Below are 11976 nucleotides of genomic sequence, written 5' to 3'. Positions count from 1 at the left end.
CCCCGGGACCGCCCGGACGCGGTGGACCCGGACGCGGTGGACCCGGACGCGGTGGGATGGTCCCGGGGGTCTGGGCGCTCAGTGGGCATGCTGGACCTCTCCGTCGGCGACGGCGTACCGCACCCCGGTCAGCTCCGTGGGAACGTCGGTTTCGACCGCGGCTGTGACCAGTACCTGCTCCGCGGAGGCGACGAGTTCCGCGAGCCGACCGCGGCGACGCGTGTCCAGTTCGGCGAAAACGTCGTCCAGGAGCAGGACCGGCTCGCGGTCATCGGCACGCAGCAGGTCGAACGAGGCCAGCTTGAGCGCGAGGGCGAGGGACCAAGACTCGCCGTGACTCGCGTAGCCTCGGGCCGGGAGCCCGTTGATCGACAAGAGTAGATCGTCGCGGTGCGGACCGACCAGCGTCATCCCCCGTTCGACCTCCCGCGGCCGGGCGGCCTCCAGATCGGCGCGGATCGCCTCCGCCAGCATGGTCCGATCCGGTGCCGCCGGACCCGGCCGACCTGCGCCCGGCTGCTCTGGCTGGCCCGCTAGACCCGCTAGACCCGGTGGACCCGGTGGACCCGGTGCAGGCAAGGTGTCCGGGAGGGTGACGCTGGAACGGTAGTCCAGCGCGGTGGCGGACTCGGCGCCGGCGACGGCCTCGTACGCCGCAGCCACGGCCGGCCGCAACGCATCGACGAGTGCCAACCGCGCGGCCAGCACCTCGGCGCCATGCGTGGCCAGGTACCCGTCCCAGACGTCGAGGGTGCGCAGATCTCCCTGCCCCCCGGCTCGCCGGGCCGTCCCGGCGGTGCGTAGCAGGGTCGATCGTTGTTTGAGGACCCGGTCGTAGTCGGCGAGGACCGCGGCCATCCTCGGGGTCCGGGCGATCAGCAGCTCGTCGAGGAACTGACGACGCTGCGCCGGATCCCCCTTCACCAGGGCCAGGTCCTCCGGGGCGAACAGCACCGTGCACAGCAGACCGACGATGTCACGCGGCCGGGCGACGGGAGCCCGGTTCAACCGGGCCCGGTTCGCCTTTCCCAGAACGATCTCGATCTCCACCAGCGCGGCCCGGTCACCCCGGACGATCCTGGCGCGGATGACCGCCCGAGACGCGCCGTCACGGACCAGCGGGGCGTCCCCGGCGACCCGGTGGCTGGCCAGCGTGGCGACATAGCTGATCGCCTCGATCACGTTGGTCTTCCCCTGGCCGTTACCACCCACGAAGGTGGCCACTCCCGGACCCAGCGTCAGGTCAAGGGCTGGGTAGGACCGGAAGTCGACGAGGGACAGGTGCGTGAGGTGCACGTCACCCGTGCAGGCGGATCGGCATCAGCAGGTACCGGTAGTCGGGGACCTCGCCGTCGTCGTCGGCCTTCCCGGTCAGGATCGCCGGCTTGTTCGCCGCCACCGCCGGGTCCTCCGCGCTGGCGAAACCGACCCGTACGACGTCCGACTCCAGCGCCCCGAGCGCGTCGAGCAGGTACGACGGGTTGAACGCCACAGACAGCTCCGGCCCGTCGTAGGTCACCGGGAGGGTCTCCGTCGCCTGCGCCTCACCGCCCGTTCCAGCCTCCAGCACGAGGTGGTCCGGGGAGAACGTCAGCTGCACCGGTGCGGTCTTCGCAGCGACCAGCGCCACCCGTTTGACAGCCTCCTGCAACGGGGCGATCTCCAGCTGCGCGATCAACGGCGAGCTGTCCGGCAACAGCTTGCGGTAGGGCGGGAAGCTTCCGTCGAGCAACCGGGTCGTCGTCTGCCGGGTCGAGCCGGCGAAACCAGCCAGCGTCTCGCCGGAGGGCCCCGTCCCGAGCGCGATGGACACCTCCACCCCCGAACCTGACAACGACTTCGCGGTGTCGAGCAAGGTGCGGGCCGGCACGAGGGCGACCGTGACCGGTGTGGGCGGTGTGGGCGGGGGGCTGCCCACACCGCCCACACCGAGCCCGGCGGCTGTTTCCGACGGCCGCCACTTCAGCGTCCGGACGGCGAGCCGGTAACGGTCGGTCGCGGCGAGGGTGAGGGTGTCCCCCTCGATCTCGATGCGGACCCCGGTAAGGACCGGCAGCGTGTCGTCACGACCGGCCGCGATCGCCACCTGTGAGACCGCCGCAGCGAACGCGGATCCCTCGATGTGCCCCGTGATCGGGGGCATGGCCGGAAGGGCTGGGTAGTCGTCCACCGGCAGCATCGGCAACGCGAACCGAGCATTGCCACAAGTGATCATCAAACGGGTGCCGTCGATGCCCAGATCGACCGGTGCCGCGGGCAGCGCCCGGGTGATCTCCGCGAGCAGCTTGCCGTTGACGAGCCCGCGCCCCTCCTCCGACACGGTCGCGTGCACCGTGCACTGGGCGGCCACCTCGTAGTCGTACGCGGCGATCTTGAGCATCGGTCCGGTCGCGTCGAGGAGCAGGCCCGAGAGCACCTGCAACTGGGTGGTCGGCCGGCTTGGCAACGTGCGTGCGGTCCAGGCGACCGCTTCGGTGAATTCGTCCCGTTCCACCTGGAACTTCATGGTTAGGCCTCCTGTCGTTCCCTCCGGTTGTTCGGAGTCACCCCGCAGGGAACACCGACCAGCATCTCAGAGTGCCAGCAGACGCCGACGAGCGGTCGGCCGCGCTCCGGGCGCTTGCCCGGGGTCCAGCCGCGGCACGTAGATCGCTCGGCTCCGGGCTCGAGCCGTTGTCCACACCCCCTAGTACTAAGAGCTTTTGATCATTCTTAGAAAAATCTAGTTGGTCGTAGTAGTAGGGGGTGTGGATACTGGGGATAACTGCTGTTTCCGCAGGTCAGAGGGGTTGTCGGCCGGTGCAAATCTTGTGGGTGGATCTGTGCATGCGCGCAGTGGTTATCCCCAGGCCCGATCTGCGTCCACAAGGACCACGTTGTCCCTCCACAGGCCGTCCCCGAGTTGTCCACAGGCTGTCCACTGCCACTCCACGGTCCCGACCGCAGGCTGTCCACAACGTTTTCCACAAGCTGTGGGCGGAACCACCCAGTGGGCTCGGTGCGGTTGTCCCCGGTTGTCCCCGGTTGTCCGTGGTCGTTCGGGGGAGTCCTGCCCCGCGGCGTCCGGTCCATGCGCCATGTGTGACACCCGGCGAGGCGTCACGCCCCGCCGTCGGGCGGCAGCCATCGGTCCGCAGGACCGTTCCGGCCGGGGGGAATAGGAGGAACCGAGCTGCCCGGCGGTGGGCAGCGGCGGTGGCAGCGGCGGTGGCAGCGGGCAGCGGCGCTAGGCCTGCCGGGCCTGCAGACGGATGCGGTTCGTCAGCTCGGTGACCTGGTTGTAGATCGCGCGTCGTTCCGCCATCAGACCGCGGATCTTGCGGTCGGCATGCATGACCGTCGTGTGATCCCGACCCCCGAAGTGCTGGCCGATTTTCGGTAGCGACAGGTCGGTCAGCTCCCGGCACAGGTACATCGCGATCTGACGGGCGGTGACCAGCACGCGGCTACGTGAGGTGCCGCACAGGTCCTCCATCGAGACGCCGAAGTACGCCGCCGTTGCGTTCATGATTGCGGCGGCCGTGATGTCGGGATTGCCGGCATCGGGGATGAGATCACGCAGCACGATCTCGGCGAGCGTGCGGTCGACGTGGGACTTGTTCAGGCTTGCGAAGGCCGCGACCCGGATCAGCGCCCCCTCCAGCTCACGGATGTTGCGCTCGATGTGCGTGGCGATGTATTCGAGGACGTCCGGAGGTACCGGCAGGCGCTCCGTGGCCGCCTTCTTCGACAGGATGGCGATGCGCGTCTCGAGGTCGGGCGGGGTGATGTCGGTCATCAGTCCCCACTCGAAGCGGCTGCGCAGCCGGTCCTCCAGGGCCGAGAGCTGCTTGGGCGAGCGGTCGGAGCTGATCACGATCTGCTTCTCGCCGTCGTGCAGGACGTTGAAGGTGTGGAAGAACTCCTCCTGCGTCCGCTCCTTGTTCTCCAGGAACTGGATGTCGTCGACAAGCAGGACGTCGATGTCACGGTAGCGTCGCTGGAACGCCTGCTGGCGGTCGTCCCGGATCGAGTTGATGAAGTCGTTGGTGAACTCCTCGGAGCTCACGTACTTCACCCGCATGTTCGGGTAGAGCTTGAGTGCGTAGTGGCCGATCGCGTGCAGAAGGTGAGTCTTGCCGAGCCCGGAGTCCCCGTAGATGAAAAGCGGGTTGTAGGCCTTCGCGGGTGCCTCGGCGACGGCCACCGCTGCCGCGTGGGGGAACCGGTTGCTGTCGCCGATAACGAACGTCTCGAAAATGTAGCGGGGGTTTAGCCGGGCCTGGGCCGGTTCGGTCTCGTGCGGCGCCGCATCGCGTCCGAGACCCGCGCTGACCCGTACCGGTGGTGTTCCCTCGGTGGCGTCGGGGAAGGGCAGTTCGCCGTTCACCAGTGCCGTCGGTGCCGGTGCCGGTGCCGGAGCGGCTGATGCCGGGGCCGCCGACGAGCCCGGTCTCGCCCCCGGCACCGGGGTTGCGGCGGTGTCGGTCGATCCCGATCCGGCATCCGCGTTCAACGCCGAACCGGAGGCGGGGCCCGAGCCCTGACCCGGTGCGGTGTCGCCTCTGGCGTCCACCGGCCGTACGATCCGGATCGGTCCGCTCATCGGTTCCGGATCGGGCAGGTGTTCGACGGTGACCGCGACCCTGATCTCCCGCCCATAGGCTGTGGACAACGCTGTGGACAAGAAGGGGCGCAGGCGCGAGTCGAGGAGATCCTTGGTGAACTCGTTCGGCGCGGCCAGCAGAGCCGTGTCCTGGACGAGCCCGAGGGGGCGGGTCAGCCGCAGCCAGGCACGCTGCTGGGCGGACAGCGTGCCGTCGGCGACCCCGGCGACGGCCTGGCTCCACACCGCGGCCAGGTCCGGGTCACCCGAAGGTTCGTCCCCGAACGGCAGACCGGCGACGGAGTCGGCGCGGAGGTTGGACACGGGGGCTCCTCGGGCAGTTCGGTACGGTTTGCGGGTGGTGCTGCTCCCCGCGTGCTGGAGGTGCGTCGCGGCTGATGCGGCTGGTGATGTGGTCCCCGGCCACCGAGCGACCGAGGGGCCTCGTCGCGATGGTTCTCCACATCGTCGTCCACAACCTGTGCATGGACACGACACGGCATGCGGCGTGGCGCAACCGGCTCGTTCCCGGGGATGAACCTGTATCAGTGAGGTCATTTGAATCCGCTCCAGGTCCCCCCGCTCCGCCCTGGCCCCTCCGCCGACCGCCCTCTCCACAGGCGTTTTCCACAGGTCAGAGTGCACCGAGCCGGTCGTTCTCACCGAACGCGGGCATACCTGACGCCGTCTGGTGCCCGCCCCGAGTGAGACGTTGCCACCAGGATCGTAAGGTGCGGCCCGAGCCGCCGTGCCGGGGCCGGAACGTACCCGCGGCGGCCGGGCCGCGTCCCTGCCCCATCGTCGGAGGCGCCGAGGGCCCGCTGCGGCAGTGTGGCATTCCACGGCCGCCGGACGGATGCCGGCTAGCCGCGGCCGCGGTCGCGGTGCGCTCGCGTCTTGGCGTTCGGTGTAGTGCCGTTGTGGCAAGGTCGGCCTGGTGGCGACCGGGCGATGGCCGGATGACGGTGGTGCGGCCAGCCGCGGCCGGCGGGCACGGGGTCGGCGGATCGCCGAAGGTCCCCCCTGCCCGGCAGCGATCCCTCGCCGCCGGACCGTCCGAGGCACCGCCCTGTGTAGGCTGGGCCGAACCGCGGTGTTAGACCGCTTCGTTTGTCGTGGGATCTGCTTGTCCGGGCCGTGTGGTGCGGCCCACTCCCCCCTCGGCGGCGAAGATCACCGCCCGCGTCCATCTTGTAGACGGAGTTCTCACGTGAGTAAGCGCACCTTCCAGCCGAACAACCGTCGGCGGGCCCGCACGCACGGGTTCCGACTGCGCATGCGGACTCGCGCGGGCCGCGCGATCCTGTCCGCCCGCCGTCGTAAGGGCCGCAGCGAGCTCTCCGCCTGACGGCGGGGTCCCGCTGGTCCTGCTGGTACCCCTTGCCGGTCATGCTTCCTGAGGGCTCCCGCGTCCGAACCCGGGACGAGCATGCCCGGGTGGGGACCATGGGTCGGCGAACCCGATCCGGCCCGCTTGTTGTCCACAGTCTGTGGACAACAAGCGGCGGTCCGGCACGGGCCGGCTTTGTGGTCGGCCGTCGGGTGGGGAAGGCGGTCGTGCGTAACAGAGTGCGGCGCCGGTTGCGGGAACAGGTACGGGTTCGGCTGGACACGCTCGCGCCGGGGACGATGCTGGTCGTGCGTGCGCTGCCCGATGCGGCGACGGCGAGCTCCGCGGAGCTCGGCCGTGCGCTGGACGCCGCGCTCGCCAGGGTGGCCCGGCCGGCGGATGCCAGGCGCCCGGATGGGTGTGGACGATGACCGCCGGGACGGTGCTGGTCGTGCTGCTGGCCACGGCGGCCGTCGTCGACCTCCTGCTGGCCTCCCGGATGGTGTGGCGCCGTCTGCCGCGGGTCGCCCGCAACGCCGACGGCGCGGTACGCGGTCCCCTGGCCTGGACCTTTATCGGGCTCGTGCGGCTCTACCGAGCCGGCTGGTCGGCCCGCAACGCCGGCATGTGCCGGTTCGAGCCGTCCTGTAGCGCCTACGCGTTGGCCGCGGTGCGGCGCCACGGGGGTATGCGTGGCGGTGCCCTCGTCGTCGCCCGGTTGCTGCGCTGCCAACCGTTTGCGGCCGGCGGGTACGACCCCGTGCCGGGAACGGATCCGGCTCCGGGAATCGTTCGGAGACCCAGGGGCACGATGGCCGACCCCGGCAGGTCTCCCGACGGTCGGAGCGCGGGCGATCCGGTCGTCGCCGTACCGCCCGTCCACAGGCATGGTCCTCCGTCTCCCAGCCGGGGGGCGCGGGCCGAGATCGCCGGTTCCGGTCGCGGACCGTGGGTGTGAGGAGTCAGACTGTTGTTGGATCCCCTATACCACCTCGCGGCGAACGCGATCGTCTTCTTTCACCAGGGATTCGCGCCGATCTTCGGTGCTGCCAGTTTCTTCTCCTGGGCCTTTTCGGTCGTCCTGCTGGTCGTCTGCGTCCGTATTCTGATCTTCCCGCTGTTCGTCAAGCAGGTGAAGTCGCAGCGGACGATGCAGGTGATGCAGCCCCGGATCAAGGAGATCCGGGAGAAGTACGGGCACGACAAACCCCGCATGCAGCAGGAGATGATGGCGCTGCAGCGGGAGCATGGAAACCCGCTTCTCGGCTGCCTCCCGATCTTCCTCCAGATCCCGCTGTTCATCGCGCTGTTCCACGTGTTCACCCACCTGGCGCCGATGAACGAGGGCCCGAACCACTCGCTGGTCTGGCGTCCCCGGGTCGGGCTCTCCGCGGACCAGGTGGAGCAGATCGCCTCGGCCAAGGTGTTCGGCATCTCGTTGGCGAGCAAGTTCACCTCCGATGGCGATTTCTCGCGCTTCCTCGGCGTCGACAGCACGCACGTCAGGATTCTCGCGATCGTCCTGATCGTGCTGATGGGTCTTACGACCTTCCTCACGCAGCGCCAGATCATGGCCCGCACCGGTCCGGTCGACCCGCAGCAGGCGATCGTGCAGAAGGCGCTGCTCTACGGCTCCCCGCTGATGCTCGCCTTCTTTGGTTTCCGTTTCCCGATCGCCGTGCTGCTGTACTGGCTCACCACCAACCTGTGGAGCATGGGCCAGCAGTTCTTCATCATGAAGAAGATGCCGCCGATCAAGACCGAGGATGCGAACGGCCGGCTGCCCGGTGCCCGTCCGGCCGCCGACGGCGCCGTCGCCCCCGCTCGGCCGGCTCCCGGTGTCCGAGCCGGGGCGAAGTCGAAGAACCGCCCCCGGTCTGCCTCGGTGACCCCGACCAAGGGCGGCGATTCCGGTGCCGCGGCGGCCGGTCGGACGTCCTCGACGGCTCCCCCCGGCACCCGGTCCCGTAACGGCACCTCGACCGCGACCCGTACTGCGGTGACTCCGAAGGCGGGGGTGACCCCGAAGAGCGGTAAGGCGGGGGCGCCGGCCGGTCCCGGTGCCAACGGCGTCTCGGGCGGTGGCGTCTCGGGCGGTGGCGTCTCGGACAACGGCGTCGCCGCTACCACGGCCGCATCCACGGAGCGGAGCGCGGAGGCGAAGACCAGCGCGGCGGGCCGCAGGAACGCCCCGGGCAAGAATGCCGGGCAGAGCGCGGCGAGCGGGCCGACGGCACCCTCCGACGGGGAGAGCACGCCCCGGCCGGCACCCGTACCCGCCGGAGTGCGGCGCCAGGTCGGCGGCTCCCGACCCGCGAAACGGCGCGGCAAGGGCAAGCGGCCCGGTGGGCGGCGTTGATCCGGGAGACGCCGTTCCCGACCAACCGACCAACCGACCGACAGGCAGGCTGCCGACCCGATTTCGTCATCGAGTGGCGGCATCCCGTAATCTCTGCTCCGCCGCCCCCGTTCCCCTGGAGAGTCGCTGATGACCGGTTCGGCACCTGAACTGGCTGTGGATGGAGCCGGAGTCTCCGACGAGCACGCTCCCTCGGACGAGACTGCCGGCACGGAGGATCGGCGTCTGTCCGATCTCGAGTTGGAAGGCGAGATCGCCGCCGACTACATCGAGGGTCTGCTCGACATCGTCGACATGGACGGTGACCTCGACCTCGACGTCGAGAGCGGCCGCGCCGTCGTCGCCGTGGTAGGCGAGGGGCTGGACAAGCTCATCGGGGCGGGCGGCGAGACGCTGGAGGCGTTGCAGGAACTGACCAGGCTCGCGGTGCTCCAGAAGACGGGCACCCGCAGCCGTCTCATGCTCGACGTCGGCGGCCATCGCGCCCGGCGGCGGGTCGAGCTTCGCAAGATTGCGATCGCCGCGGCGTCGCGCGCCATCACGCGTGGTGAGCCGGAGAAGCTGGCTCCCATGACGCCGTTCGAGCGCAAGGTGGTGCACGACACCGTTGCCGGGATCGACGGCGTGCACAGTGAGTCCGAGGGTGAGGAACCCGGCCGCCGGGTGGTCATCCTTCTCGGCTGACCGGCGCCGACCGATGGCGGGTCGGTGGCGGCCGGCGCGTTCCGCCGTGCTGGCCGCCGCTGTGGGTGTCGGCTTGGCGGCCGTGCTCGGCATTCTGCATGCCTATCTGACCAGACCCTTCTGGTACGACGAGATCTGGCGCGCCCACTTCGTCAGCGAACCGGCGTCCTCGTTCTGGCCGGAGCTGACCGTCGCCAACACCCCCTCGGCGCTGGGTTGGTTCGGCCTGACCCGGGTGGCCGGCGAGGTCCTCGGCTGGCACAGCTGGTCGCTCCGGCTTCCCGGGTATCTCGCCGTGCCCTTGCTCGGTGCCGCGATCGTCCTGCTCACCCGCCGTTTCACCGGCCTGGTCGCGGCGGTGTTCGCCACGTGCTGGCTGTGCCTGAACGTGACCTTCCTGGATCTCGCGACCCAACTCAAGCCGTATTCCGTCGAGGCGCTGGCCGCCGTCTGCATCGTCCTCGCCTGGTCGACCGGATCATCTCCGCGGCCCTCGCTGTCCCCGCGGCCCTCGCTGTCCCCGCAGCCTGAACCTGTCACCGGCGGGTTCTCCCGTGCCCGGCTCCTGCGACGCACCGCGGCGGGCCTGTTGGCCCTGACCGCCGTGCCCGGGATCTTTCTGGTGCTGCCGTTGGCGACCGCGGAGGTATGGCGCGGTCCGGCGCGGCGCTGGCGACTGGTGGAATGCCTGCCCGCGGTCGCCATCAGCGTGGCGCACACCGTGTTCTTCATCGGGCACCAGTCCAGTCAGCGTCGCGGCGACTACTGGGATCGCCAGTTCATCGCCGGTCGTGGGCCGGTCGAGGCCGTACGCTTCATCGTCGATCAGATGCGAGCCTTCATCACCGGTATGCCGCCCGGCATCGACCGGTTCGACCCGAGCCTCATCCATGCGACGGTGCCCGGGGGACCGGTTGTCTCGGTGCTGCTCGCCGTGGCGGTGTCGATCGCCGGCCTGACCGGCGTCCTCGTGCTGGCACGACGACCGGACGGCAGGCTGCTCCTCACCGTGCTCGGCGGAGCCCAGGTGCTGATGCTGGGAGCGAGCGCCGCGCGGTACTGGCCGTTCGGGCCGACCCGGACCAACCTCTTCGTCGTGCCGCTGATCGTCGTTGTGATCGTGGTGGGCGCCCGGCGGCTGGTGGTCCTGTTCGTGGCGGCGGTGCGACCTCGTATCCCCGCCGTCGGGCCTCAGCCGGCCGTACCGGCACCGATGGCCGCGACCCCGACCCTCCCTACCGGAAGGACCGTCACCGAGCAGTCACGATTGGATGTTTCCGGTGTCTCGCCGACGTCGAGCGCCGGCGCGAACACGATTTCTCCGACCGCCGTGCTGCCGTTGGCCGGCCTCGCAGTGATCATCTTGCTTGGTGTCCCGCTCCTGGGAACCTCGCTGTCGGGAAGCGGGCAGCTCTGGGATCATCGGCACCGGACTCGTGGCCTCGATCGGATGGTCGACGCGGCCATCGCGGCCCGGCAGCTGCACCGCCCGGGAGACCTGGTGGTGGTCGGGGGCCGCCTCGCCCGGCCTGGCTGGCTGTACGCGATGGAGGCGAGTGACGACCCGGCGCGTGAGCCGGCCGCTCTCCCCAGTGCCGGCGCCGGGCGGCTACCGGCCCGGGTACCACGGCAGGACACGATCTTCTTCGGCGCTGCGGGTACCTCCCTGGTCGGCGAGCTGGCGAACCGCCGGGTCCCGCCGACCCGGCTGCTCGTCTTCGTCTTCGACGCGGAGCGGCCGGCGCTCGCGCCCGACCTGGCCGCGCTGCCCCGGGCGGGGTGGTGCGCCGGCCGTGGCTGGCAGTTCCCCCTCACCGGAACGCTGACCGTCTTCGATCGCTGCGCCGGCGCCGCCCCGCGACTCGATCGGCCGCAGCGGAGCGTGGTGTCCGACCGGACGACCTGACATCCGTCCCCCGGGCCGGAACCGTGCCTCCCGTGGGGGTGGCGGCGCGAGCACCTCGAGGTCGGCGGGGATGCTTGTCGGGTGCGCGGTCTTCTGACTTTCTCGTCCTGCCCAGCTTTCTCGCCCTGTCCGGCCGGGTCCACGGATCCGGTCTCCCACCCGCCCGCTGCCGGCGGTCACCTGGCGATGCCCACGGGCCCAACCCGGCTCGGCTCGATGCTGTGGCCGGTCGAGGTGACGCAGGCGGCCCGGCCGGCGCGGGCTGGCCGCATGGCACGGCGGGGGATCCGGCCATGACGGGTCTCCCGGATGCCCCCGAGGTGCCCCCCGTCGCGGTGGAGATTTTCGGCACGCGGACCGGATCCGCGGCGCGCTACGTCGAGCTGCTGGCGACCGGCGGGGTCGAGCGCGGGCTGATCGGTCCGCGTGAGACTGACCGGCTCTGGGACCGCCACGTACTCAACTGCGCGGTCCTAGCCGACGTGGTCCCGGCGCAGGCCGATGTCGTGGACGTCGGCAGCGGCGCGGGGCTGCCGGGTATCCCGCTGGCGCTCGCCCGCCCGGATCTGCGGGTGGTGCTGCTCGAGCCGATGGAACGCCGGTGCCGATTCCTGCACGAGGTTGTGGCGACCATAGGTCTGGAGGACCAGATTTCTGTGGTACGTGGCCGCGCGCCGGATGCCGGAATCGGCCCGGACGGTCGTAGATTCGGGATAGCCGTAGCCCGCGCAGTCGCTCCCCTGGAGCGGCTGGGCGCAATCCTCTTTCCGATGCTGCGACCAGGTGGTGTCATGCTGGCGATGCGCGGTTCACGGATCCTGGAGGAACTGCAGGACGCGCGCAGCGGTCTCGGAACTCAGGGTTGGCATCCCGTGGATGTCGTGAGGTGCGGGGAGGGGCGGGTGGAGGAACCCGCCCGTGTCCTCCGGGCCGTACGTTCATCCCAGCGCACCCGGGCCGAGAGCAGGGGAGGGCGCGGCGACGGTGAGCGGCACGATGGCAGACAGGTCAGACGGACGTCACGGGATTCACTCCGATCACGGGAGGTCGGTCGTGACCAGCCGACACGTGGACAGTCTCGTTCCACGTGAAACAGCGTCGGCGGGCCAGGG

Annotated in this window: 10 protein-coding genes; 7 read left to right on the top strand and 3 right to left on the bottom strand. The window is 70.3% G+C overall.

Features of this window, described 5'->3' with window-relative positions:
• Positions 1–78: 78 nt before the first annotated feature.
• The 3 genes from recF to dnaA form a co-directional block, all read right to left on the bottom strand.
• The gene (gene recF / locus AC08OP_RS12525; RefSeq protein ID WP_476614349.1) at positions 79–1296 is read right to left on the bottom strand and encodes a DNA replication/repair protein RecF; all 1218 of its coding nucleotides are present in this window, start codon (positions 1294–1296) and stop codon (positions 79–81) included.
• 1 nt (position 1297) lies between these two features.
• A complete protein-coding gene (gene dnaN / locus AC08OP_RS12520) occupies positions 1298–2506 on the bottom strand; it encodes a DNA polymerase III subunit beta (protein ID WP_476614348.1) in 1209 nt (402 codons plus the stop codon).
• Positions 2507–3226: 720 nt separating this feature from the next.
• Positions 3227–4909 (bottom strand): chromosomal replication initiator protein DnaA, encoded by a 1683-nt coding sequence (gene dnaA / locus AC08OP_RS12515; RefSeq protein ID WP_476614347.1) that lies wholly within the window; start codon positions 4907–4909, stop codon positions 3227–3229.
• Positions 4910–5795: 886 nt separating this feature from the next.
• Here dnaA and rpmH point away from each other — a divergent pair.
• The 7 genes from rpmH (at position 5796) to rsmG (ending at position 11955) form a co-directional block, all read left to right on the top strand.
• On the top strand, positions 5796–5933 hold the full coding sequence (rpmH, locus tag AC08OP_RS12510; RefSeq protein WP_011438902.1) for a 50S ribosomal protein L34: 138 nt from the start codon (positions 5796–5798) through the stop codon (positions 5931–5933).
• 41 nt (positions 5934–5974) lie between these two features.
• Complete coding sequence (gene rnpA / locus AC08OP_RS12505) at positions 5975–6346, top strand: ribonuclease P protein component (protein ID WP_476614346.1); 372 nt, start codon at positions 5975–5977, stop codon at positions 6344–6346.
• On the top strand, positions 6343–6873 hold the full coding sequence (gene yidD / locus AC08OP_RS12500; RefSeq protein WP_476614345.1) for a membrane protein insertion efficiency factor YidD: 531 nt from the start codon (positions 6343–6345) through the stop codon (positions 6871–6873). The genes rnpA and yidD overlap by 4 nt, the downstream gene beginning before the upstream one ends.
• Positions 6874–6885: 12 nt before the next feature.
• Positions 6886–8274, top strand: coding sequence for a membrane protein insertase YidC (gene yidC / locus AC08OP_RS12495; protein WP_476614344.1), 1389 nt, complete (start codon positions 6886–6888; stop codon positions 8272–8274).
• Positions 8275–8403: 129 nt separating this feature from the next.
• A complete protein-coding gene (locus AC08OP_RS12490) occupies positions 8404–8958 on the top strand; it encodes a Jag family protein (protein ID WP_462187257.1) in 555 nt (184 codons plus the stop codon).
• 13 nt (positions 8959–8971) lie between these two features.
• The gene (locus AC08OP_RS12485) at positions 8972–10864 is read left to right on the top strand and encodes a hypothetical protein (protein ID WP_476614343.1); all 1893 of its coding nucleotides are present in this window, start codon (positions 8972–8974) and stop codon (positions 10862–10864) included.
• A 293-nt stretch (positions 10865–11157) separates the two neighbouring features.
• Complete coding sequence (gene rsmG / locus AC08OP_RS12480) at positions 11158–11955, top strand: 16S rRNA (guanine(527)-N(7))-methyltransferase RsmG (protein WP_476614342.1); 798 nt, start codon at positions 11158–11160, stop codon at positions 11953–11955.
• The last annotated feature ends 21 nt before the right edge of the window (positions 11956–11976 follow it).

This window comes from Frankia sp. CeRuru1, from assembly GCF_977966315.1.
This window is presented reverse-complemented; position numbering and strand designations above follow the sequence as displayed.

What these genes read in the sequence shown, in the direction of transcription:
- dnaN (WP_476614348.1), bottom strand. Translation starts at nt 2,506, where the DNA reads ATGAAGTTCCAGGTGGAACGGGACGAATTCACCGAAGCGGTCGCCTGG.
- rnpA (WP_476614346.1), top strand. Translation starts at nt 5,975, where the DNA reads ATGCTTCCTGAGGGCTCCCGCGTCCGAACCCGGGACGAGCATGCCCGG.
- yidD (WP_476614345.1), top strand. Translation starts at nt 6,343, where the DNA reads ATGACCGCCGGGACGGTGCTGGTCGTGCTGCTGGCCACGGCGGCCGTC.
- AC08OP_RS12490 (WP_462187257.1), top strand. Translation starts at nt 8,404, where the DNA reads ATGACCGGTTCGGCACCTGAACTGGCTGTGGATGGAGCCGGAGTCTCC.
- AC08OP_RS12485 (WP_476614343.1), top strand. Translation starts at nt 8,972, where the DNA reads ATGGCGGGTCGGTGGCGGCCGGCGCGTTCCGCCGTGCTGGCCGCCGCT.
- rsmG (WP_476614342.1), top strand. Translation starts at nt 11,158, where the DNA reads ATGACGGGTCTCCCGGATGCCCCCGAGGTGCCCCCCGTCGCGGTGGAG.